General features: G+C 46.2%; 14 protein-coding genes. 4 read left to right on the plus strand and 10 right to left on the minus strand.

The annotated features are described in order from the left end of the window. Positions 1–31: 31 nt before the first annotated feature. The 3 genes from GC093_RS10875 to GC093_RS10885 form a co-directional block, all read right to left on the minus strand. Positions 32–607, minus strand: a complete 576-nt coding sequence (locus tag GC093_RS10875; protein ID WP_171651970.1) for a xanthine phosphoribosyltransferase — start codon at positions 605–607, stop codon at positions 32–34. A 143-nt stretch (positions 608–750) separates the two neighbouring features. Then, positions 751–3,459, minus strand: a complete 2,709-nt coding sequence (locus GC093_RS10880) for a phosphoenolpyruvate synthase (RefSeq protein WP_246314030.1) — start codon at positions 3,457–3,459, stop codon at positions 751–753. 13 nt (positions 3,460–3,472) lie between these two features. Beyond that, positions 3,473–4,048 (minus strand): TetR/AcrR family transcriptional regulator, encoded by a 576-nt coding sequence (locus GC093_RS10885; RefSeq protein ID WP_171651885.1) that lies wholly within the window; start codon positions 4,046–4,048, stop codon positions 3,473–3,475. 504 nt (positions 4,049–4,552) lie between these two features. On the opposite strand from GC093_RS10885, the gene GC093_RS10890 reads away from it, so the two are divergent. Continuing rightward, a complete protein-coding gene (locus GC093_RS10890) occupies positions 4,553–11,920 on the plus strand; it encodes an RCC1 domain-containing protein (RefSeq protein WP_171651886.1) in 7,368 nt (2,455 codons plus the stop codon). Between the two features lie 222 nt (positions 11,921–12,142). Here the strand turns inward: GC093_RS10890 and GC093_RS10895 are convergent, their stop codons facing one another. Further along, on the minus strand, positions 12,143–12,319 hold the full coding sequence (locus GC093_RS10895; protein ID WP_171651887.1) for a hypothetical protein: 177 nt from the start codon (positions 12,317–12,319) through the stop codon (positions 12,143–12,145). A 181-nt stretch (positions 12,320–12,500) separates the two neighbouring features. Between GC093_RS10895 and GC093_RS10900 the strand changes: the two genes are divergently transcribed. Then, the gene (locus GC093_RS10900; RefSeq protein ID WP_246314031.1) at positions 12,501–14,813 is read left to right on the plus strand and encodes a UvrD-helicase domain-containing protein; all 2,313 of its coding nucleotides are present in this window, start codon (positions 12,501–12,503) and stop codon (positions 14,811–14,813) included. 195 nt (positions 14,814–15,008) lie between these two features. Here the strand turns inward: GC093_RS10900 and GC093_RS10905 are convergent, their stop codons facing one another. From GC093_RS10905 to GC093_RS10920, 4 genes are all read right to left on the minus strand, one after another. Continuing rightward, the gene (locus GC093_RS10905) at positions 15,009–15,986 is read right to left on the minus strand and encodes an ABC transporter substrate-binding protein (RefSeq protein ID WP_171651888.1); all 978 of its coding nucleotides are present in this window, start codon (positions 15,984–15,986) and stop codon (positions 15,009–15,011) included. 22 nt (positions 15,987–16,008) lie between these two features. Next, positions 16,009–17,025, minus strand: coding sequence for a FecCD family ABC transporter permease (locus GC093_RS10910; RefSeq protein ID WP_171651889.1), 1,017 nt, complete (start codon positions 17,023–17,025; stop codon positions 16,009–16,011). Next, positions 17,026–17,988 carry a FecCD family ABC transporter permease gene (locus GC093_RS10915; protein ID WP_246314043.1) on the minus strand — a complete coding sequence of 321 codons (963 nt, stop codon included), beginning with the start codon at positions 17,986–17,988 and terminating at the stop codon, positions 17,026–17,028. Positions 17,989–18,059: 71 nt separating this feature from the next. Further along, positions 18,060–18,923, minus strand: a complete 864-nt coding sequence (locus GC093_RS10920; RefSeq protein WP_171651891.1) for an ABC transporter ATP-binding protein — start codon at positions 18,921–18,923, stop codon at positions 18,060–18,062. A 230-nt stretch (positions 18,924–19,153) separates the two neighbouring features. On the opposite strand from GC093_RS10920, the gene GC093_RS10925 reads away from it, so the two are divergent. Together GC093_RS10925 and GC093_RS10930 are read left to right on the plus strand one after the other, a co-directional pair. Continuing rightward, a complete protein-coding gene (locus GC093_RS10925) occupies positions 19,154–19,840 on the plus strand; it encodes a Crp/Fnr family transcriptional regulator (protein WP_171651892.1) in 687 nt (228 codons plus the stop codon). 64 nt (positions 19,841–19,904) lie between these two features. Further along, entirely contained in the window at positions 19,905–20,303 is a 399-nt protein-coding gene (locus GC093_RS10930; protein ID WP_171651893.1) for a carboxymuconolactone decarboxylase family protein, read from the plus strand. A gap of 582 nt (positions 20,304–20,885) precedes the next feature. Here GC093_RS10930 and GC093_RS10935 read toward each other — a convergent pair. Further along, positions 20,886–23,396: an S-layer homology domain-containing protein gene (locus GC093_RS10935; protein WP_171651894.1), complete on the minus strand. Its 2,511-nt coding sequence runs from the start codon at positions 23,394–23,396 to the stop codon at positions 20,886–20,888. A 527-nt stretch (positions 23,397–23,923) separates the two neighbouring features. Beyond that, entirely contained in the window at positions 23,924–24,688 is a 765-nt protein-coding gene (locus GC093_RS10945) for a GTP pyrophosphokinase (protein WP_376768642.1), read from the minus strand. Positions 24,689–25,131 lie beyond the last annotated feature (443 nt).

The following is a 25,131-nucleotide window of genomic DNA, read 5'->3' on the forward strand; positions in this document are numbered from 1 at the left end:
CTCTGTTATTCCCCTATTGAATGACCTGCTGTTATTCCTCCAAAAACTCAATCTTCCCTGCGGATAAAGACATAATTCGGGCAAGGGAATCGACCCGGTACCCCGCCTCTTTAAGCTTATTTGCTCCATTCTGAAATGATTTCTCAATCACAATTCCAATTCCAGCCACTTCCGCGCCAGCCGATTCAACAATACGCGCCATCCCAACAGCTGCTTCACCATACGCTAGAAAATCATCAATAATTAAGACCTTCTCGTTAGCTGATAAAAATTTCTTTGAAATAGTGATTTCATTCTGCTGCTGTTTAGTGAACGAATACACAGTTTCTACATAGAGATTATCTTTCAACGTCAAGGATTTTTGTTTTCTGGCGAAAATAAGTGGCACTTTTAATATCAATGCCGTCATGATAGCAGGTGCAATACCTGATGATTCGAGCGTGAGCACCTTAGTGACTCCCATATCGGCATACAGTGCTGCGAACGTCTGCCCAATACCCAGCATTAGCTCCGGATCGACCTGATGGTTGAGAAATGAGTCCACCTTCAACACTTGGTCACTTAATACAATTCCCTCTGTAATAATCTTGTTCTGTAATGCTTTCATCATTGCCTCCATTCTTATCGTTCACCCATTAACGTTTTCTTCCGTTGGTCCAGTACTTGCCTTCATCTTAACATGAATGATTTGGACAGAGAAGTTCTTCCTATGGCAAGAGCTGGCCGAAGGCTCCCGGCTTGTCACAGCTCCTATGTTGGTGTATTAGGTGTGGAGCCTCCCTTAAAACCGTGCGGCTTCAGTATCAGCACGAAGCCGCGCGTACCATCAAGCCGAATGTAGTCGCCGTCTTTGATCCGCTCCGTAGCGCCGTCGATCCCAACTACTGCCGGTAGCCCGTACTCGCGGGCAACTACAGCACCGTGGGTCATGAGCCCGCCGACCTCCATCACTAGGCCAATGGCCGAGTGAAACAATGGCGTCCAGCCAGGATCGGAAAACGGTGCGATCAATATTTCGCCCTTATTCAGCTTGGCTTCCTCTGGGCGCAGCACCACGCGGGCGAACCCTTCCACGACACCAACGGATACCGGCGTGCCGAGCAAGGCCCCTTCCGGTGCATCCTTCTGCTTACGGCGGCCCGTAATGATTTCCCCTTCGCTTGTCATGAGACGCGGGGGTGTAAGAGTCCGAAAGCGTTCATATTCCCTCTTTCGCTCAGCTAACCTCTCATCCAAGCGAATAAAAGGCTCCCCTTGCGTTAGCTGCAGCAGTTCATCGAGCGTCAGGTAGTACACATCTTCCTCTTGCCGGAGTACTCCCGCTTCAACAAGCAGCCTTGCCTCATCAAGTAGAGCTCGTCGGATGATTCCAAACATCTGTATCATTAAGTATTTCGGATGCTCTCTAATCGCCATCAGATTACGGAACACTTGGATCAGGCGTGACATTAGCTTCGCTTTGAACCACCCAAATGGCAGATCGCGAAGACGGCCGATTAACTCACGAGTGGCTTCCTCAGCCTCAATTGCCCCTTGTGCGAATCTCTCCCTGTGCTCGCCTTCTTCCATCGTCCGCATGTGACTATGGATCGCTGGAAGCAGCAAGCTCTCATCCTCACTCCACCTCGGCTGAGTGATGTCGATCTCGCCCGGACAGCGCATGCCGTACAGCTGCATAAACCGATCCCACTGCCGTATAAACTCAGCTCCTCCATCGGCATGCTGCAAGCTGCTGCGAAAGCGCGTTCCATCATCTTGTCGAATGATTTCGGCAACCTGAGGGTACCGCCTTGCCGTATCCGCCAAATCCCCTATCATAAGGCCCATCTCACTAGTAACATTGCCTGCAAGTGATTTGTTTAGCACATGCACAGTTTGTATGTCACCGAGCCATTTCTCAGTCAGCAGCATAATCAGCCTTAACGATATAATGCCAGCCAAAGGATAGGCTAACACGTTGCGGAGAAGCGCGCGAAGCATCATTCCAGCCTGCTCCTGCACACGCATGACCCGCTCCGGTCCGACAGCCCCCGCCAATCGGGTTCGGCTCACCTTCAACGAAGCGGTCATCCAATCATTCACCTCTCGAACTCCCTGCGAGGTATCGGCAAACACCAGGTTGCGAATAGCTTTGCTCACAATTGGCCTAGCTGTGCGCAGTATTTCCCGCTTAAGCCCAGCTTGCCGCGGCAGGTTGCGAATGAATGAATCGCGCTGCACGAATTCTGCTACTCCGCTGCCTATCAGCTCGTCAATGCCGCTTAACACCTTCGGCAGTATGCGGCGAGCCGGCTTCAACGTAAGCAGCTTCGTAATATCGAGGAACATCCTGCCTCCAGCGATTCGAGCGATGCTGCTCTCCGAGCGAATCGCAGCCTTGCCGAAAGGAATCATCGTACGCAGCACCGACAGCGCTAGAGGCCGCATGGCATTGGTCATCATCTGCTGATGCCCGAATGACAAAAGAATATGAGGAGATTCACCTTCAGGAACGCTCATCTGCGGAAGAGGATAAAGGGATGTAATCGGACGGCTCTGTACCACATAGATACGCCCTTCAGCGTAACACCACTCTATGTCCTGCTCTGATCCATAATGCTTCTCAATCCTCTCACCTACAGCAGCCAATTCAATGATCTGCAGGTCACTCAACGCCTGCTGCTCCTGCCTATCTTCGGATAATTGTTGCGTAACCGTGCCACCCTCAGGCAAAGGGTAAATAGCGAGCTTCTTCTTCGCAATCTTCTTGGCAATGATCTCTCCTGCACGTACTTGGTACAGGTCGGCTGAAACCAGCCCCGATACAAGCGCTTCCCCCAGCCCGAAACCAGCGTCGATAGAAATAGTGCTTCGATGCCCGCTGATCGGGTCAGCCGTAAACATAATACCGGACACCTCCGGGAATACCATCTGCTGTACAACCACAGATAACAGCACCGCGCGGTGGTCGAAGCCATTCTTCGCCCTGTACGAAATCGCACGATCGGTAAAAAGAGATGCCCAGCATTTGCGGATAGCTTGCAGCAATTGCTCTTCGCCCAGCACATTCAAGTACGTGTCCTGTTGACCTGCAAACGATGCCGTCGGCAGATCTTCAGCGGTTGCGCTGGATCGGACAGCATAGGCCTTGGCCTCCCCAGATCGGCGCCAGCTGGTCATTATTGCTGCAAGCACCTTAGCTGGAGCTGCAACCGTCACCAGATGGTCGCGAATACTGCGTCCCAGTACTGCAATTTCGTCCAGCTGATCAGCCTTTACCTCCTCCAAGCGAAGGAAATATGCCTCCATCTCATCGCTTTGCTCTAGGAAAGCACGAAACGCACCTGTGGTTACACAGAAGCCGGCAGGAATGGGAAAGCCCGCTCGTGTCATCTCCCCTAAGTTGGCTCCTTTACCCCCTACAAGCGGCAAACTGGTTTTATCGATCTGTTGAAAGTCAAGCACATAGCTGTCCATCATGCACCAACACTCCTTATTCGTTATTCTTCGTTTGAAGACCCGTGGTAAACAAAGAAAACAAAGTGTCCGCAACATCTACCAGAGCAACCCCATGCTTCGAGGCGAAATCCGGCCGTACGAAGGTTTGGATGCTTTGCATCATAATAGACGATACCAATTTGGGATTCATGTCACGAATTAACCCGGTTTGCTGAGCTTGGTTGAGAAGACCTTCAATAAATTTCAGCTGGTCTGCTCTAAAGTCTTCAACCCGCTTCCACAATGCTGGCATATATTTCTGAATATCTTCCAAGAAAACAGGATTTAGTTTTATTAATTCTTGTTTGATCGCCGCAAAGACTTCCCCCAAAACTAGAAGTGGATTACCCTGCCGCCCCGTTGTCTCCGTAACCTTGAAGGCAATAACCTGCATCGTCTGCTTCAGTACTTCCTCAGCTATTTCCTCCTTGCCACTGAAATACACATACAGCGTTTTCTTGCTCATGCCGAGTTGCAGAGCCAATTCACTTAGTGTTGTCCTACGGTATCCTTTTGCATTGAAAAGCTCGGCAGCCCCTCGCACAATACGCGAGTGATTCACATCATCCATAACAGTAACCTCCAATCCAAGAAACCTAGGAAACCTAGGAAACCACAAGATAACCTTATAGTTTCCACCTTACAGATTGCTGCTTGTCCCTGTCAATATCCCAATAACACTCACTAACATAATTTTCCCAGACAGCACGAACAGCCATCACAATTCAACTCTGAACTGTAACGGCCGCCTGTATGCGAAGATTGATCTCAATTAACTCCAATACCCTTGATGGACGGCCAGAACCTCATCTTCCAATTCAAGAAATGGCCCTATCACTTCTATCGCTTTCTGTCCCCTATAACGCAGCCATATAACAATGAACAATCCCCTTAATCTTCATAAGATATGGCCCAGACATACTCTGAAACCACTATCCCCAAAAAAACAACTAATTTCATCAAAATCACTTACAAATTAGTTGTATTTGTTGAAAAATTTAACAGAACAACAGCAGAATTTGTTATATAATTAGAGTTAATGGTACTAAAATCCTATTTAAAGAGGAGTATATACATGTTAATAAAGAGAATGGCGGATAGCCTTAAGCCCTATCTGCCTGGCGAGAGCCCGACCCATCGATTAGTGCAATTATCTCTATGCATTTGGTTCTTATTATCCACGCTCATGCTGCTGCCAGGCGGAGTAGCCCTCGCTTATGGGACCAGCGGAAGCAACTCAGGCTTCAAAGCCGTATCCGCAAGCTATTCCCATACGGCAGCCGTGAAATCCGACGGCACAGTATGGACGTGGGGAGCGAACGATCATGGACAGCTCGGATACGAAACCTCAGGCTTGGACCAGAAAACACCCCGGCAAGTTGAAGGACTGCCCTCGAACATAGCTTCGATTGCCGCAGGGGGGAACCCCGATACCGGTACTGCCTTTACTGTTGCCATTGATTCAGAAGGCAACGTGTATGCAACAGGCAGTAATAACTTAGGTCAATTAGGAGACGGAGCTACAGGAAGCCGAGCAAGCTTCAACCCAGTTAAAACGGATATAGCATCCCCCCTCATTGTACCTAACGGTAAGCTGTCAGCCGGATTTGATTTCGCAGGCGTTTTGAACCCAGCTTCTGGGGAAATACGGATTTGGGGCGAAAACCAGTATGGACAGTTAGGTAACCAAAACACGGCGGGAGCTCAACATTATGCAGTCCCTGTCCAAATCAATTCCGAAACGAATCTTAGTGGTGTCACGGAATTATCCTTTGGCGGACAGCACGGCTTAGCGTTGAAGGAAGGAGTTGTTTATTCCTGGGGCCGCAACAATCGCGGACAGTTGGGGACCAATGTTTCACTAGACATAAACAGCATATACGCAGCCGCTATTAGAGGAACTTTTGAAAGTAGAATAGTAGATAAAATTGCTGCTGGTTCCTACCATAACATTGCCTATTCAGCAACAGGAGGCTTTACTAAAATTTGGTCTTGGGGTGAAAATGGCCAATATGAGCTCGGTATTGGCTATGATAGACTCGCCGAAGGAATCCCCTTGTTTACGGAAAATCATTCACCCTTTCCACGGCCCGTTGATCATTACTATGGACTAGGCTACGCTTTCTTCAATGCGCCATCAGCCATAGCTGCAGGCGGCAAACAGATGATTATTTTGGATACCTTGGATGACGATCCTGAGTTGGAGTACTTCGAGGGTGACGGGGGTGTACCGTCTGAGAGGACCAATTTACCTCTTGCCATGGGAGAAGTCATTGCTATAGCTGCAGGTCATCAACAAACCCTCGCCCTCACTGCTGAAGGCAAGCTCTGGGGCAAGGGAGATAATACTCATGGACAGCTTGGCTTAGGCGCTGCTGGGAAATCCTATTATTATGATTTTACCCAACCTTTATTTCCACTCCCTTCTGAGCTGAAATCGTTGACGATAACGGAAGGGACTTTGGAGCCTGCATTCAACCATTATGTGCGTGATTATACATTAAATGTCGGATCCAATACGACAGAAGTCAACCTGTCTGCATTGACGTACTTTTCCAACGCAAAAGGAATCGTAATCGGCGGGACGAGCGGTACCACCGATCAATTAACGGCCACAGTACCGATTAATTACGGATCGAATTTGATATCTGTTGGGGTAACCGGATCTGATGATTCTACGACATCCTATACCGTGCAAATCAACCGTGCTTCGCCTGATTCTAACCAATTGGAGCAAGCTATAACGGAAGCAAGCGATTATTATCACAACTCCACCGAAGGAATAGAACAGGGCCAATACTTTCCTGGGGCACTTACCGCATTAAATGTCGCGCTCCAAAGCGCAATGGCCGTTAAGAACAACGGCAACTCATTGCAATCAGAGCTGGATACAGCTGCGGCTGCCCTTAATATGGCCATAGCTGATTTTTTAACGAAGAAGGTGGCAGATCGTGTCACGATAAACGCACTGCTAATATCCGTTCAGCAGCTGTACGACACTACAACAGAAGGCACTTCAACCGGGCAGTACAGAACCGGAGCCAGGTCTGCTTTACTAACGGCTATTCAAGCAGCGCGGAGCATAAGGGATAACCCGTTATCGTCCCAATCCGATATCAATAATGCGCATGATGCGCTCCTTCTAGCGAACATAGACTTTATGAGCAAATTAACGCCTAATCGCGGACCGATATTAGCTTTGTTAGGTACTGCGGAAGAATTGCGCAATACTTCTGTCGAGGGCGCTGCGCAAGGACAATACGAGCCGGGTTCGATTGCCGTACTGCAATCGGCCATCCTAACAGCCATTACGGCCAGAGACAACGCTGCATTATCGAAGGAGGAGCTGGATTCCTCTGCGGCTGCTCTGCAAGCTGCGATATCCATTTTTGCAGCGAAGGAAGTACCGCCGTTTCCCGTTGCTCTGCTTGATTTTGAAGCAAACAATGGAGGCTTCACCTCCAATGGACTTTGGGAGCATACCCCGTTGACTTTCGGTGATCTTCACGCACATTCCGGCTCGAAAGTATGGGCTCTCAATCTCGCAGGCAGTATATCAGGATATCACACCGATACGCTTATGAGTTCATCCATAGATCTGACATCAAGTAATGCCCAAAGCTTTCGAATTAGCTGGTGGCAGTTCAATTCTCCTGAGCTCGAATATACAAACTCTATTTATGTCAGTAAAGATGGTGGACAAGTCTGGGATCTAATCCCTATCGCATTTGTCCAAGGAGGAGCATGGACCCAGCGATCCATTAAGTTGGATGCTTCTTATGCCGTTAAAAATTTCAAAATCAAAATTCAGACGACTACTGCCAATCTCGTTCCCGCAGCTATGATGATCGATGATGCAAAAATTGAGCGGTTTTCAACGAGCTTCAACCAATCCATTTCAGATGCGCAAGCTCTTCATCAATCTTCCGTAGAGGGAACCGAATCCGGTCTATACGCAAATGGTTCCAAGGCGCAGCTGCAGCAAGCCATTTCTATTGCCATTGCGATTCGTGACAGCAACCCGGGGATGGAAGCAGTAGATGCGGCTGTTGCAGCTTTAAAACAAGCGGTACATGACTTTCACACTTACAAATATTTGCCGGCGCTCCTATATAACAACAGCTTTGAAAGCACTCCATGTGACTTTAATCGAAGCCAAGCTTCCGTAAGCTGGGAATGCGGGACACCAACAATAGGCCCGAACTCGGCACATTCCGGAAATAAGGTATGGGGAACGAGCTTGAGCCATCCCTACACCGATAACCAAGACAGCGATTTGATATCTCCTGTCATTAATTTAAGCAGTGCTGGTAACACCGTGCCGTTATCTTTATCATGGTGGCAATGGATTCAGACCGAAAAGGGCTATGACGGTTTAAAGGTGTTTGTTTCTAAGAACAGTGATCCTGATCCGGTTTGGAGTGAAGTTTTCAACGAATCAGGCGGTGATGCACGCTGGGTTCAAAAGAAAATTATACTAGACTCTTCCTATGCTGTTTCTAACTTCAAGGTCCTATTTAAATTTTATAGTGATTCCTCTGTTACAGAGACTGGTGTCTTTCTGGACGATATCTTGATCAGCTCGTTGGACATGAGCTCATTAACGAACGAAGTTTGGCAAGCCCAACATCTATTAGCCAATAGCCAGGAGGGCAACTCCGTAGGTTACTATGAAGCAGGAGCTAAGACTGCGTTGAACACGGCTTTAATCAGCGCGGAAACAGAAGCAGCTAAATCATTGCAATACCAAAAGCAAGTGGATGATGCTACCGCAGCTATACAACAAGCTATCGCTCAGTTCAAGGCGAAACTAAAGCAACCCTATCTGATATTCAATAATGATTTCGAAATGAACGATGGAGGTTTCACAACAGGCACGCTCGAAATGGACAACGAGGGTTCAGAGGGTTCAGAGGGCTCGTCCAGCTCAAGTTGGGCACATGGAATTCCTAGCTCCGGACCAAATCAAGCGGCATCAGGCAACAAGCTGTGGGCAACGAATCTAGCTGGAAATTTCAATCTCAGAGAGCACAGCTATCTCGTCTCCCCTGCCATTACTGCAACCGGAACCGATGCATGGAAGCTTTCCGTCAATTGGATGCAGTGGGTAGGTATCCAATCCTGCTGCGGTTCAATAATGGTGGAAGCAAGCAAGGACGGCGGAGAGCAATGGCAAACGATATTTTTACACACAAGAAATGAAATCAACGATCCAGCATCTGTACCCATTCTGGACTCCGTGTGGCAGCCTATGCAAGTTGACTTAGATTCATCCTATCTTGTTTCCAATTTAAAAATCCGCTTTCTTTTCGACTGGTACTCCAGCCATACATCACCAGGCTGGTATATCGATGACGTGCAGGTTGCGGCGTATCCCAAAGACCTTGGCTATACGATATCGCAAGCAGAAGATTTGCTCGCACATACAGTAGAAGGGACAGGTAGCGGGAATTATCCTGCCGGCTCAAAAGCCGCACTGCAATTACACACCGATTCAGCTAAAGCTATGCTGCTGAACCCTAGCGCCACACCAGCCCAGATGCTGGCAGCCCAATCCGGCCTTAATGAAGCTATTGCACAGTACCGCAGCCAATACATTAGCGGCTTCCTAAATCAAATTAATAAAGGGTCTTACGTAGAGCTCGGAGGTAAAAAGTGGCTCCTGTGGGAGCCTAGCTCAAACGGACTTTTGTTGGGTATGAATGATGTGTATAACATCCACAATAAGCCCTGGTCCATCGAAAGCGAAGGCCCCGATACCATCAAATACATCCCTAGCAAGGCGGGATCATTGGCGAACTACTTAAATGTAGATTTTTATAACAGCTTATCTTCCCAGAAAGACTGGATTAATACCCATACTTGGGTTGTCCAAGATAATGCTAGTGATACAGTAGAAGCAAAGGTCGGCCTATTGAACAGTCAACAATATAAAGCCCTATCGGATTATCCCGAATATGGAGGGGATAGTACATTACACCATCAAGAGTGGCAAAATCCGCCATCTGAATGGTGGTTACTCACACCGAAGGCTTCTGAACAAAAGATCCTTATAGCTGGCTACGAGGGTAGTATTGTTGACGATGATCCTCAATCCTACTATGCAGTTAGACCGGTCATTCACTTAAACCCATCCATCGGTGTAATTAGCGGAACAGGCTCTTTGAATGATCCATATCAATTGGCTATGCTGTCTAATGTAAAAGAATTAACAAACGTAACAAGCAGCCATGGCGTCATAACATCTGTCGCAGGCGACTATCAGGTTGAAGTCCCTTATTCAGCTAGTTCCATTAAATTAACATGGGCAATTTCTCCATTGGCTCATATTGGAAATGTAACAGGTGCTGTATATGACACGGATGGTTGGGTTGTATCATTACCGAATCCAGGAAGCTACGAGGTTCAGGTGCCTGTATATGCACAGGATAAGACGTTATCTGAACATAAGATAACCATTATTAGAGGGTTGGGCTCTAGCGATACTTCCTTATTAATTGTGCCAAGTACAGGTGTCGTGGAATATACAGGACCAAGCTCGATTCAAATCAAGGTTGCTCATGAAGTAGCTGCTTTTTCCCTTACACCAACAGTTCATGCCGGCTCTACAATTAGTATCATTGGCGGATCTGTGACAGGTGCGGTATATAATAGTGGTATCATCTCTGTACCTGATCTTCTAGCCGGAATTAATACGCTTCAAATAAAAATTACCGCAGAAGACGGGACAGACACCGATTATTCCATCAGCATTATTCGCTTATCCAGCAATGCTAATTTAAGCAGCTTGACCCTTGGTGGCGCTAGCCAGACGCTGGTAGCTAATAAAGCTTTGCAAACCTTTATGGTCAACGTCCCTTACTCGACCAACAGCTTAGATATCGTCGCATCGTTAGCCGATAGCAAGTCAACACTACGAGTCGACGGAGAGATTACCTTTAGTGGCAAGCTGGTGCCTAAAGCCCTGATCGTGGGTGTCAACACGTTCGAGATTACCGTTACTGCTGAAGATGGAACTACGGTGTTTACGTATCATATTGATGTTAACCGAGCCGATCTTTCTAATGCAGTGGAACTAATACTTTCGGTTGACGAGCCCTATACGATAAGTCCAACCAATACGGATGAGTTCACTATTAACCTGCCTCACTCCGTAGACACGTTGAGGTTATATGCAGCCGTATCATCGGATGCTTCCATTGGAACCGTAACTGGAGCCGTGTACTCCAACGGTATCATTGAGATCACTTCGTTAATCGATGGCTTGAACACCGTCACTGTGCCAGTGAAGGCACCAGACCTTACAACTAGAACTTATACCATCAAAATTAATCGTGCAACTGATACCAGTAACGATGCAACCGTTTCGAGCGTTACGTATGGAAGCACTCCGGCATCGAGGTCAGGTAATACTTTCAGCTTTACTATGAGCTCTGTGACACAATCCGTTTATTTCTATATTCAACCGAACGTTTCTTCAGCACAATTAGAATATGTATCAGGCAATGTAACTGGAGTCACTTATGGTCGTAAGGGAGCTGGCTATGAGCTATATGTACCGATGCTTCGCAACGATACTACTGAGCTTAAGTTTAAAGTCAGGTCTGCTAACGGCTCCAATGAAGAGTTTTATCTTATCAAAGCCATTAGTGTAACACCGTTGGGACAACCCAAACCCGTGAATTCCGGCAGTCCAACCGTTACGTTTAGCAATGGAGTCACTGTTGATTTGTCGAATGCTACGCTGGGACCGGATGCCAAACTTACCGTTACTTTATCCGACCAACTCTACGACAGAGAGATTCTTACCCCTGCCGGGGACATTCTGGATTTCACCTTAACAGGTGTGATTATCGATCCGAATAATCCTGTTAGGCTTGAATTCCCTATAAAAGCAGGTTCGGATAAAAATAGATCTGGAGTGTTTTATTTCAACAAGTCCACCAACAAGTGGGAGTACCAACCAACCGTTATTACCCCGGACGGGAAAGCCGTTGCATTCGTAACTCATTTCTCAGTTTATGGTGTATTTGAAGCAAATCGAGTAGCAACTGTTCAACCAACTGAAACTCGACTGCCCAACGGAGAAGCCGAGATCACCTTGACCACCGCAACCGCAGGGTCCGACGTAATCATCTACTACACCCTGAACAACACGCCACCAACCTCGGGCAGTCTGATCTACGATCCAGCTAACAAACCGAAGCTTGCTGCCAATCAGAAGCTCCAAGCTTTTGCAGCTAAGCCCGGAATGCTCGATAGTGTTATTACAATAGTTACAGCTCATGAATACGCGGTGATCGACATTAGCTACGTACTACAGAGCATCCTTTTGAAGAAGGATATGGACGGCAAGCCAGGCTTCACTAAAGATGATGTGCTTCAACTACTCCAGTTGATTCAACCACGAGTAGTTACACCAGCCATACAAGGTGCTCATTAATAAATCAGGCTGAATACCGAGGTCAGCGCTAGACGAAATCATTCGATTTCAGTCCATACCCAACTCAGCGCTTGAAGACTTTACGAACAATAACGGCAATGGCAGCATACAAGACATTATTTGAAGCCATTGCCTACTTCCAAAACCTGCATCTATACAGCCTTTTGGAAGTTTTATCGGTAGTTTTCGTAAATTCATGCAAATGTGCAGCTCTTTTCATTCTTAGCTGAAATCGGAGCCTTTCACATGAAAATTGCTGTATTTACGCAGCTTTTTCCTCTCAACAGTAACTTTCAGCAGAAAAAACTGCATGTTTGCAGGATTTTGTGTTTTGTGCAGGCTGATGATCGCGATCATGAGAGAGTCAGGCACCGCTTTTGATGTTGTGCCATTAATCAAGCAGGATTTCCTCGTGAAATCCTGCTTTTTTTTGTAATCACCACGGAGAAGTTCTCCCAATTAATTTTAAATAAAGTGGAAATGAATAGTACCCCCCCTATCTCCCGCAAAGCAGTCTGAACTATGGTAAAATAAACACTGGCTTTTTTATCGTAATGAATAATGAAACAGGTGATCCTTTTTGAACGAATTGAAATCCCACAATGTTCCTCTTGGAGCTGGCAGTCGGACTATTCCACATGCCTCCATGGCACATATTACAACCAGTATAGATATAGTGACCGATAATGATAACGACGCTTCCTTTTTTCGTGATCTCGAAGAACAGGGAATTTTACTAAACGCCCCGCAGATTGAAGCTGTTCGTCACTTCGATGGGCCACTACTGACTTTAGCAGGAGCAGGTTCAGGGAAAACAACTGTCCTGGTATGCAGGGCAGCTTATTTGGTGACCGTTCACCAGGTTGATCCCCGAAGACTGCTGCTCGTTACCTTTTCCAAAAAAGCGGCTGAAGAGATGCGAGAGCGTATTTCGTTAATGCCTGGTCTAAACAAACAGATTGCAGCTACTATTCAGGCGCGAACCTTTCATTCCTTTTGCTTACAAATCATTCGCACCCACAGCTTCGATCAGGACATTATAACCAACACTCGCTATCAGCAAATCTCGGTTAAACGAATTCTACTTGATATGGGGCTGCAGGATACGTATCAACCAGAGGTCCTGCTGTCTCTACTGTCATCCCACAAAATGCAAATGACTGATATCTCCGAGCTTCCTGAAAGCACCGCAGAAGAGAAGGAACTGAAGCAAATTTTTCTCCGTTACGAGGAGTGGAAAACAACCAATCATCAAATCGATTTTGATGATATTCTGTTAAACTGCTATTACTTACTTAAGCAAAAGCCTGCTGCGCTGCGTTCTCTCCAACAAAGATTTACTTATATCAGCGTCGATGAGTTTCAAGATACGAACCTCGTTCAATATGAAATCATTCGTATGCTTTGCTCTGCACACCAAAATTTGATGATTGTTGGCGACGATGATCAAACGATCTATTCCTTTAACGGGGCGCGCCATGAATTTATCCTGCAATTTGATCAAAGTTATCCAACTGCCAAAATGGTCACTCTCGACATTAATTACCGCTCAGCCCCAAGTATTGTCGGTCTTGGTAATGCAATTATCAAACATAACCAGCAGCGTAAGAAAAAGACGCTTCGCGCCACGAAACAAAGCGAAGCGTCACCTCAATATATAAGACCTACAAACAGTGATGAAGAAGCGGAATGGATCACTCGCCACCTTCAGCTTAACATGAACGAGAGCCTACGATGCTATGGGGATGCTGCCATCTTGTACCGCTCCGCCAGCAACAGTCGGGCCATCATCGAGCAGCTTATACTTCAGAACATTCCCTTTGTCGATTTCGGGGATAAAGAATCCTTCTACGAGCAGTGGATGATCAAGCCGATTATCGATCATCTTCACTTAGCATGGAACCGGCGAAATTTCGACGCCATGGAGGGCATACTTGGTACGCTCTATATCAACCGTGAGCTCGGTATGAAGATCATTCATGATCAAGAAGCCATCCAAGCGAAGAAATGGCCCTTGATTCATCTGCTTCAGCTGCCTCATCTCAAGGATTTTCAAAAGGACAAGGTCAAAGAACGCCTAAAACTGATTAAATCGTCCGCACCCTTGAAGCCTTTGGACGCCATTCAACTAATCCGCCGCGACTTTTATGATGCTTTTCTTGAAACTAACAAGCAGAGCAAATTAACACAGCATAAGGAATTAATTAAAGAAGCCTTGGACGAGCTGGAGTCCTCAGCCAAAAGATTCGATACGTTGGAGTTGTTTCTTCACTTTGTCCAAGAGGTTGCAGAGAAGCGCCGGGAGATGAAATTACAGAGGGAGGATTCAACAGACAACAAGGTCTCTTTGATGACTATCCATAAGTCGAAGGGGTTGGAATTTCCAGTCGTCTATTTGATCGGAGCCTCCGAAGGGAATATGCCACATAGCTCTGCCTTGGATGTTAAGCAGATGAAGGATGTGTTTCCCAAAGAGAACAGCCGCGACAAAGCTGCTGCTGCCTTGGAGGAGGAACGCCGACTTGCTTATGTAGCCATTACGCGTGCCAAGGAAGAATTGATCATCAGTTCTCCGGCCTACTACCGCGGCAAAAAGGCAGATCCATCACGCTTCCTCTTATCTGCCTTTCCTAAACCTAATACAGCAGCTAGCAGCCCGAGCTCTACCAGTCGGACAACTGCCATTCGGAAACCCACAATAGGAGGGCCCATTGTTCATACAAGGGACACCCCCACTGGAGTTATTGAGGCTTGGGTGTGTACGACTGGCAGCTGCAAAGCCTGGCAGAGAATCACGTCATCAGATGACAGGGGACCTTCAACCCGAGCATGTCCGCTGTGCAAATCCCCAATGACCAAGGGGAGCAAGGATCTGTCTGTACGCAAAGAATAACAAAGCTCGAAAGTGAACTTCCCCAAAAAGTCACTTTTCGGGGGTTCTCTCATCACACCTAGCGCATTGAAACCACAAATAAACAAGCTTCCATCCCACTTTGACAGTGGTTTTGGAAGCTTGTTTATTTGTACTTGGGGACTGGCTCATTCCGAACTACCTCTTCGGACAGCCCCATTGCATTTGCAGCGCTGCTTATTTCGTGAATATTTTTTCCGCATCATCCATCGCCATTTTGGCGCCCATTGCGGAGTAATCGAGCCATGGCTGTTCAGGAACAACATAGATATGATTGGCTTTTACCGCTTTTAAGCCTTGCCAGATCGGGCTTGTTTGTAATTGCTGGTACAGCTTCTGCGCTCCATCCTCTTTATTTAGAACAATAAAGATAGCATCTGCATCATAATCAGGAAGCACTTCTTGGGAGATCACTTCAAAAGCTTTATCTTTACTTATTTTATCGACACCTTTAGCTGGTTTTAAGCCCAAGTCTTCATATAGGAAAGGTCCCATTGGACGTCTTGTACTAAAGACGCGCAGCTCCTTGGCTGTAACACGTACGGCCATTACGGTTCCATTACCAATTTTATTGTTAACGAGCGCTTTTACGCGTTCTGTCTGAGCTTGATAAGCTTTGACGAAATCATCCGCCTGTTGTTCGCGACTAACAAGCTTTCCGATTTTCTTCACTTGGTCCCGCCATGTCCCGTCATCCAGGTTAAATACTTCCGTTTTTGCAATTTTTTCATATTTGGCAATATCTTTTCCAGCGTACTGCTGGTCGAGGTAAATCACCTCAGGCTTTAGTGACAGCAGCGTCTCCATATCGGGATCCGTTACTACTCCAAGCGGCTTGGTGTTTTTCAATCGATCAGCCACATGAGGCAGGAATGCTTTTAAATCACCGCCAATAACCGAGCCAACAGGGGCAATCCCAAGGGCAAGCAGGTCATTCGTCAAATGGATGGATACCGAAGCGATTCTTGGTTCCTTGGCTACTGCTTTGTCACCGCTTGAACCAGTAGGCTGGGCAGCTGTGTTTGTCTGAGTAGTCGCTGCTGGCTGAGAGGCTGTGCTCTGCTGAGGTGATGCCGCTGGTTGCGCCTTCTCGCCACATGCCGATACAATAAGAATAGACATCATGGCCATGCAGATTAATAAGTTTTTTTTCATAAGGAGCCCCTTACATTAGTTTTTATTTGGTTTTGCGCAGTAAATAAAGAAAATAAGGTGCGCCAACTGCAGCGACAACGATACCGGCTGGGATCGCGTTGGGTTGAAATATAGATCGGCCTATCGTATCGGCAACCACTAGTATAACCAGGCCTATGAGACCTGAGATCGGCAGAAAATGCTGATGCATCGGCCCAACAAGACGGCGCGCAAGATGTGGGGCAACCAAGCCAATGAAGCCGACTCCTCCAGCCATCGATACACTCGCGCATGATAACGCTACAGCAGCAGCCAATAATTGCAGCCTCCGTCTGCGTACAGAAGTCCCAATACCAATCGCCAATTCGTCGCCAAGCGTGAACGCATTTAATGCTTTGGATTGAAAAAAGGCATAAGGAACGAAAATCGCAATCCACGGGAACAATGCATAAACATGGACCCAATCCCTCCCCCACACATTCCCGACCAGCCATCTTGAGGTAAAGGCGTACGTTTTTTCGTCAAGCCGTAAAGATAAGAACAGCGTAATTGCACTAAAGCCAGCGGCAACAGCAATTCCGATTAAAATTAATCGAACAGGAAGCAGCCCCTTATGACGGTCGTTGGCTAACCAAACAATCAGACAAGCTGTCACCACGCCCCCTGCAAAAGTAAACATCGGAATTAGCAGAGCAGCCGAACCTGTCATGGACTGAAAGTAGGTTACAAACACAATAAGCCCAAACGAAGCCCCTGCATGAATCCCGAGAATGCCCGGGTCCGCCAATGCATTGCGGGATAATCCTTGTAGAATCGCTCCGGAAACACCCAAGCCAATTCCAGCTAACATCGTAATTACAATACGAGGCAGTCGATAGTCGAATAAAACTATCGTATTGTCCGTGCTGCCATAACCGAACAAGGTTTGCAGTACCTCCGTCGGGGGAATCCGAATGGTGCCCGTATTCAAGCTGATTATAATAACGCTGAAGCAGATAAGCAGCAGAATGCCGCCTACTTTAACCGCTCTTTTCCCTCTGACATGCGCGGGATGGTTCATCTACAGGCTCCTCCTTTCTTTATGAGCCAGATAAAGAAAGAAAGGAACACCGACAAGAGCAACCATCACACCAATCGCAAGCTCCCGCGGCGGATTTACCATACGCGCTCCCAAATCGGCCAAAACCAGCAGCACTGCACCTAATAAAGCTGATACCGGAATAATGAATCGATAATCCACACCCACCAGCTTGCGCGAGATATGTGGAATGACGAGGCCTACAAAACCAATCGAACCGACTGCTGATACGGATACTCCAGCCAGAATCAATGCAGCGGTCATTCCAAGAATCCGTATCCGCTTGGTATGGACACCAAGATTGGCTGCCACCTCGTCGTCCAATGAAATTAAGGAAATGGATCGCCCCAGCACCATCGTCCATATGATCGTAACCAATAGGATTGGCACCAGCAGCTCCAAATGGGACCATTTGACACCGGAAACACCACCAGCGTACCAAAACGCCAAATCCTGGCTCAAATCATAATAAATCGCAACCCCAGAGCTGAGTGAATGCAATAGCGCAGCTACTACAGCACCTGCTATCGTTAGCCGCAAAGGCGTTAATCCACCTGCAGAGCTCGATCCGAGCAAGAAAATAAATAAGGTACTGAGCACCGCCCCAGCAAACGAAAGCAGCATTAATGCGGAATAAGGCAGATTGGGCAGGAACGCGAAACTAAGCGCCACGATAAACATAGCGCCCGCATTAATTCCCAATATCCCTGCATCAGCCAATGGATTGCGCGTTACTCCCTGCATCAATGCACCCGAAACCGCAAAGGCTGCTCCTATTACAGCCGCTCCAATCACCCTCGGAAGCCGCAATTCATGAATAATCTGATGGGTTGTGAGTGCCGGATTATAATGAAAGATTGCCGTCCATACCGTCTCAAGCGTCATCTCTTTCGCTCCGAACGATATCGCGATAAACATGGAAATCAACAATCCAACCACAGCCATAACAAATACAAAGCTTAGAAATGAAATATTAGTAGGGGATATTGGATTTTTTCTCTTAAGCTCCATCATTTTCAAGCCTTTGCAGAGGTTAGATGCTGCTCAATCCGAAGCTCTTCCGAAATGGATTTCTTTGGATTAACATCAGGAATGGCGCCAGCCAGCTCATACGGCAAGCATAGCGGAACGCCAGTGCGCGGATCGGGGTAAATATCTGCTTCAATACTGAATACCCTACGAAGCACCTCCTGTGTCATAACCTGCTCAGGCGCTCCTTCACTCACTACTTGACCTTTCTGTATGGCGACCATATGCTGGGCGTAACGACTTGCATGATTCAAATCATGGACTACCATGATGATAGTGCGCCCTTCTTCAGCATTCAATTTCTGAAGCAGTTTCAACACCTCAAGCTGATGGGCCATATCCAGAAAGGTGGTAGGCTCATCGAGAAACAGGATATCGGTCTTCTGAGCCAGAGCCATGGCAATCCAGGCACGTTGACGCTGTCCACCGGAAAGCTGATCAACCGGACGATCATTGAAATCAGTCATCCCCGTAACTTCAATTGCCCATTGGATAACCTCTCTATCCTCCTTGCTAAGAGATCCGAAGCCCTTCTGATGCGGAAACCGCCCGTAGGAAACAAGCTCACTCACCGTCAAACCATCCGGTGCCGTAGGATTTTGCGGCAAAATAGCTAACTGCTTAGCCACCTCTTTGGTCGTCTGTTGATGAATCGATTTGCCGTCTAGGAATACCTGTCCGCCTTTTGGCTTAATGATCCGTGCCATGGATTTAAGAATGGTTGATTTTCCGGAGCCATTGGAACCGACAAGAGCGGTTATTTTGCCGATGGGAATGGATAAATTCAAATCTTTAACAATCAATGTGTCGTCGTAGGCGACATCCAACTTTTTGGTAAATAAGCCGGTCATCAACAAATCCCCCTATAATAGCATGCTATGTATGAGTCCATTATCGTTTAATCGAATTTTCAATCCATATACTTGTAATGAAAATGATAATTATTATCACAATTAGATTTTATATCCCTAATCCATCTATTGTCAATGAAAAACATTCTCAGTTGGGAGGCCCCAAACAGGATATACCTCATCAAAGGAGAATGTATACAAGCAACGTCTCAAAAGCCAAGGAGGCCGCTATGCACAACACTCGCATCCAGCAGATCATTTCCTTATTCCCCTGCTTCTCGTCTCTTTCTGCACATGACTGGCAAGCTTCGGATATTGTTACTGTAGATTCGTCTACTAAACATTCTATAATAGAAGGCCACCTGCTCCAGCATGCCCTCTTTATCCTGCAAGGCAGCGTCCGAATTTATAAAACGAATCCAATGGGCAGAGAGGTTACGCTCTATCGCATTCAGGGTGGAGAGTGCTGCTCGTTGATGATTTGCAGTATCTTGGGAGAAACGGAATACGAAGCATCCGCAGATGTGGAATCGGCTACGGAGCTTCTTGTGGTGCCCGTCCCCCTATTCAAGCAATGGTTGGATCAGCAGCAGCATAAGCCGCTAAAACAATTTATTTTCAAACAAATTACCCGGAAGGTGATAGATGTCACCCAGCTGCTCGATGATATTGCATTCAAAAGCATCCATCACCGGCTTGCTGATTTTCTATTACAAAGATCATCTGACAGATCCAAGCATCTCGCCATTACTCATGAGCAGCTGTCTTCTGAATTGGGAACCGCACGTGAGGTTGTAAGCCGTACCTTGAAGGATTTGGAAAGAAGAGGCGTATTGCGATTAGGCAGAGGCAGAATTGAGCTTATTAATGCTCCATTGCTGGAACAAATTATATCTATTGTAACTAAGTCACGGTAACCCACAGCCCCGCCCTCTATAATCAAAAGTGAACGCAACATTCATTTTCCAGGAGGGAACCCCTATGAGTCCTTATTACGATAAAACTGATCTTCAACGAATTTCTGAGCTCGTAAAGCTTGCTCCACATGCTTCGGCGGCATTTTTTGCCTTCGAGCAAGAGGTGTATCATTCCTCTTCATCCTCCATATTGCCTGTCAAAACAAAAGAGCTGATTGCTATCGTAACCGCCCATATTACCGGTTGCCCTTATTGTATTGATGTGCATGTCGGCAAATATAAAGAGCTCGGGGGGACCATGGAGGAAATTGTCGAAGCCTTACTTGTTGCCGCCTCCACGCGAGCGGGGGCCATTCTAAGTCATGGGGTTCAAGCGATCAAAGCATTCGAAAAGGCACACAAAGAACCGGCCTCAAGCGATCGACAGCAGCCACCCGATTCCTCACCTTCCTGCTATTGTTAAGTCTATAAGAAAAACCAATCATTTAAGAAGAACGCCATGCAGCGTCCTTGGTCTACAATCTACGTTTGTGCGTTTTGATGGCATAGATGTAGGATTCCAGCCGCTGTTGAAGTCATCTTCCTTTGAATTTATGGCTTGGCAACGGTTGGAACATGATTTCCAAAGGTAGGCTGCATTCTCGAGCAGTCACCGGAGGTGACGACCAGGGAGAACACTATCACCCCTCCCCCCACACCCATGGCCTCATTGTTCTACTGTTGCTTCCTTTGTGACAAGCGGAAGTACTTGTACCTTTATATCCTGTGAAGCACCAAAAACAGAGAAGTAACGGAAGTGCTAGTTCCTTTATTTCTCTGTTTTTTCGCATATATCCCCCATTTTACCCATATAAAGGAATTATAACTTCCGCTATCACCTTACATCGGAGGCCGCAAATTGAATAAAGGAACTCTCGGTTCCGCTCAACTATTATGTAAGGAGCTGTTTGCTAACTAAGTGGTTCTTTCGCTTACCCAACCCCAAACATATAAAAAAGGAGCTCACCACCGATTTAGATGGAAGGGCTCCTTCTCTCATTAAAAATTAGTAATTAAGCGTAACGTTGCACCATGAGCGTTGAAGGGTAGGCGACACTAGCTCGATACTGAAGCTTTGTAAATTTTTCTTCGAGTAATCGAAGGAGCCGTCGGCCTTCTTGGCATGAGGCTCATAATGAATCCGGAACTGATCATCTATCCAGATCTTATCCTTCAGAGTCTCGTCCTTCACACTCCATTTAGGAGGATTTTTGTCCTCTGTATCAACGATCACTTTTATTTTCAACAAATCTAGATTGTTTGAGAAGTCCTTCACTTTACTATCGCTGGTATTCTGATATTTGTACCCGAATTGATCCGTCGACTGGATAAAATATCTAAAGAACTGGCTTTCATCCTTTAGATCCTGGCCATTATTATCGCCGAATCTTAGAAAGTCCCACACGTACGGTTTGCTTGCGAGATAATCGGAGCCTTTGATTTTTTCAATCGTACCGTCCATCTTACGAATCTCATACACCGTATTTAAATTAAAGCTAAGCGCAATGTTTTTTAAGGCTACCGCTTTCGTGGACGGTTCGGCATACTCTACGGATAATTGTCGTTTCGGTAATTTTTTGACCCCGCCTGGTGTATAGAAGGCTACGTCTATATCGAATAACTCCGTTGGTTGGACACCATACATTTTATAGACGGGAATATCGGCTACATTCACACCAGGAGCACTAACAACCGTATCCTTTTTATTGGGTGTGATACTTTGAATGATGGAAATAGGCTTATTAGCCTCATCCTTTAACACCTTAGTAATATCAATTCTTCGGTTTTTGTCATCCGTAGCTATGATATTAACTTCTTTTCCGTAATACGAATATTTGGTATTCATTGTGTCGATATCGTTATCGCTGCTCAACAGCTTCTTATCAAACAGATATTTACCTGCTGCAAAATGCGTTCCGTTCACATCTACCTCATAAGTCATCTTCGGATCCAAGTCTTTCCAGTTATAAACCTTTAAATTACTTGCTGCCGAAGCGATCTCTTGATCCGTAGTTTTATTAACCACCGTTGCGGTGATTTTATATTCGGAGCCTTCAGGTCCTACTGGCATATGATTGGTCTTGAACAAAAATTTATTCATATCCCCGCCTTCCTCGATAGGTAGCAGCCAGGTTTGCACATGTTTAGTTGGGTCCGCGGCGTCGGTAGGATCTGACATTTGCTCATCCCAAGGTGTACTAAATACCCCTCCCGCGCTTTGCAGGCTAGGCTGGCCGGAAATCCTCTCCAGCTTGTAATTAATCATATATGGAGTACTGTCCAAGGCAGAAGCCGCATAAAATAACTTCCCATACTGATCCTTCACATTAAATATGAAACTTTGCGGTTGGTCGTTCTCAGCCAGTACAACCATTTCCTTGGAATTGACTTCAACACTTGCAGGAACGCGCATCGCTTTTACTTGAGTCGTATGGGTTACAGCCACATCATTGACATGAGTAAGCTTGGCACTAATTGAAGCCTCTCCTTCAGCCGTTACTTCTTTTATTACAATTTTGCCCAGTCCAACCGAGCTTTGTCCGATGGCTGGGTTATCCAGTACAATGCCTCCCGTAGCCGATACGTCAATGTAACCATTGCTGTATAAGGTTTCGATCTGGCTGATGCTAAATTCATAGTTATTAGGCCCGCCCACCTTTAACGCAATAACCGGCGGCTGCCACACTGTAGATATTCTCCCGTCAGCGTCATAGTATTTATCTCCTACGCTCAGGGTTGAGGTTTTGTCCATATCCAGCTGGATACTTGTAGGCAATACGGTAATACCCGCAGGTAGCGTCGTACTCGCAGCTGTTGCTGCACCGCCAGTCACTGGAGTTGCCGCCGTCTGAACGGCTCGTCTGGCTTCAAAGCTAGCCAATGCCAGAGTTTTGCGGGTCGATGCGACTTTACCGCCGAAGCTTCCTACAGCCACTTGGGTCATGAGCTTGTTCTCAAGAGCAAGCGTGATGTAGCCCTTTGCCCAGTCATCCACAGTGCTGTCAGCACTCGGCTTAACTCCAGCCTCCTTCCACTTGAGTCCGCGAATCAAGAAAGCCGCCAATTCCTGTCTGGTTACGGTACCAGAAGGATTGTACTGCTTGCCTTCCTCGTCGACACCGTTGGTGAGTCCAGCTGCTTTTAAAGCCTCGATAAAAGGAAGCGCATAGCCGTTAGCCGGATCATCCGAGCGCACATCCGTAAACGAGCTTTTCGTGAGTGCCTTATTGATAGGTAATGAAAAAATAATAGCTGCAACCTTGGCAAACTGGGCGCGGTTCATTTTGTCGTCCACACCAAATGTAGTATCGGAGACTCCATCAAAAACGCTATCTCGAAGCAATGCATCGAACTTGTCCTTCTCCTCTTGCGGGAGACTCTTCAAATCCTTGAAATCCTCTGATTTCTTAACCATCGAAGCCTGTTTGGCAGGAACGTCTGTATTTTCAGCAAGAGCAGCAGGGCTTAAAGATACGGCAACAAGAACCACAGATAATAGTGAAGATAACCACTTCATTACACATTCACACTCCTATTCAAAATTTAAACTGTTTTCGATTAAGGTTAAGTCCCTACCAATTAGGTAAGCTTGATCAACGGTAAAGTGTAAGCCAGCCTCCTTCTCCTATATATTTTCTAGCACATTCTTATTCGTACACTCGTACGCCTTACACATTCTGAAAAGTTCACATTAACCATTATACGTTTAAAAACAATAGGTACTATAAGCGCTTTCATTCAAGTTATTAGGTTGATGCTATCTTTATCGCGCCTACTATGGAAAAAACGAAGAGCGCCGATCACGGCGCCCTTGCTGTTACTCCTTATGAAAAGGCTTGAGTTCACTTAATACCGCTAATAAACGATACTTTTGGACAATTTGCTCAATAGCTGCTTTCCCAGAGCTTCTGGCCTAATTGGGCCGAGGCATAGGTTGGATCCCCAATCACACCATCCCCAGAATAATTGACAAAATCCAGATCAGGATCATTCCAATCAGGCATATGCACTAATAGGCCTCTTGTTTGGAGGATACGAGTACTTTTATTTGTCCAACTTGTTGTTTCCATTATCTATGAGCTCCAACAGCCCCTTCGGGAGCGCAAACTGTTGATTATTAATAATGATTCGATTCAAGGCTTCATCGGACATCTCCGCTTGTTCTTCTTTGATCTCCTCTATTTCCTTATGAAGGCGTTCCATTTGCTTGTCCAAAGCAGACGCAGCATTCGCAGCTTCTTTTAATTCTTCTAGAAGCCTTGCGGGTACGGTTTGCTTGCTAAGGTTGTACTTGTAATAAATTTTATGCTCTAGGCTTGCCCAGAAATCCATCGCAATCGTTCGAATCTGAACCTCCATGCATACTCGTTCTTGTCGGTCAGACATAAAGACCGGCACCTCGATCAGCAAATGAAGGCTTTGATAACCATTTGGCTTTGGATTCTTAATATAGTCCTTTTCTTCCAGGACATTAAGGTCGCTCTGATTCTTTAGCAGCTCGCTGATCACGTAAATATCCGAGATAAACGAACAAGTAATTCGTAATCCAGCTATATCCTTAATATGGTTTCTAATGCTGGGGAACGAAATGTCCCCTCCCTTTCTATAAAGCTTGTTCAGAATACTTTCCGGAGACTTTAAGCGAGACTTGGTGTGCTCTATGGGATTGTATTCATGGAGAAATTGGAATTCCTCCACCAGAATCTCAATTCTTGTTTCCATTTCATCCAACGCGAATTTATACATCATCATGAATCGGGTTATTTCATTTTTAAATTGCTTGATTTGATTTATTGGAAGTTGGATCATCATTTGGGTTCCTTCCTGACTGAATTCCATATTTTCTTCAATTAGCAATATTTTTAACACTCGTCTTTAGTTTAAAGTACTTGAGCAGTTTGATGCAAATCCTGCCGATTATAGCCGACTCGATACTGATATGACAAGCCCCTCCTGTAAAAGACAATTCTCTATCTATCGATAGTCATTAAGAAAAGACCATCCTAAGCCTTCGTGGCAAGAATGGTCTTTCTCTTTGTGCTGTGCAATCCCCCTCTATTAAGCACTCTACGTGCGGAGATCTGATGTGGATATCTCTAACTGTGGATATGTTGGCAACCCTCTTGGAACTTATGCACAATAAGGTTTTTGGCGCTGTGCATACTGTGCATAATTCTGTGGATATATTAATGATGTGACACGTTTTTCGCAGTCTTGTAAGCTGTTCCTCAATAGGGACCTTACGTGCTGCA

The organism is Paenibacillus foliorum (assembly GCF_013141765.1).
GTDB classification, from domain to species: domain Bacteria; phylum Bacillota; class Bacilli; order Paenibacillales; family NBRC-103111; genus Paenibacillus_S; species Paenibacillus_S foliorum.

Excerpts from the sequence above, each read along its gene's own strand:
- GC093_RS10920 (WP_171651891.1), bottom strand. The coding sequence starts at position 18,923 with ATGACCGGCTTATTTACCAAAAAGTTGGATGTCGCCTACGACGACACA.
- GC093_RS10875 (WP_171651970.1), bottom strand. The coding sequence starts at position 607 with ATGAAAGCATTACAGAACAAGATTATTACAGAGGGAATTGTATTAAGT.
- GC093_RS10930 (WP_171651893.1), top strand. The coding sequence starts at position 19,905 with ATGAGTCCTTATTACGATAAAACTGATCTTCAACGAATTTCTGAGCTC.
- GC093_RS10935 (WP_171651894.1), bottom strand. The coding sequence starts at position 23,396 with ATGAAGTGGTTATCTTCACTATTATCTGTGGTTCTTGTTGCCGTATCT.
- GC093_RS10915 (WP_246314043.1), bottom strand. The coding sequence starts at position 17,988 with ATGGCTGTGGTTGGATTGTTGATTTCCATGTTTATCGCGATATCGTTC.
- GC093_RS10910 (WP_171651889.1), bottom strand. The coding sequence starts at position 17,025 with ATGAACCATCCCGCGCATGTCAGAGGGAAAAGAGCGGTTAAAGTAGGC.
- GC093_RS10905 (WP_171651888.1), bottom strand. The coding sequence starts at position 15,986 with ATGAAAAAAAACTTATTAATCTGCATGGCCATGATGTCTATTCTTATT.
- GC093_RS10885 (WP_171651885.1), bottom strand. The coding sequence starts at position 4,048 with ATGGATGATGTGAATCACTCGCGTATTGTGCGAGGGGCTGCCGAGCTT.
- GC093_RS10890 (WP_171651886.1), top strand. The coding sequence starts at position 4,553 with ATGTTAATAAAGAGAATGGCGGATAGCCTTAAGCCCTATCTGCCTGGC.
- GC093_RS10880 (WP_246314030.1), bottom strand. The coding sequence starts at position 3,459 with ATGATGGACAGCTATGTGCTTGACTTTCAACAGATCGATAAAACCAGT.
- GC093_RS10925 (WP_171651892.1), top strand. The coding sequence starts at position 19,154 with ATGCACAACACTCGCATCCAGCAGATCATTTCCTTATTCCCCTGCTTC.
- GC093_RS10945 (WP_376768642.1), bottom strand. The coding sequence starts at position 24,688 with ATGATCCAACTTCCAATAAATCAAATCAAGCAATTTAAAAATGAAATA.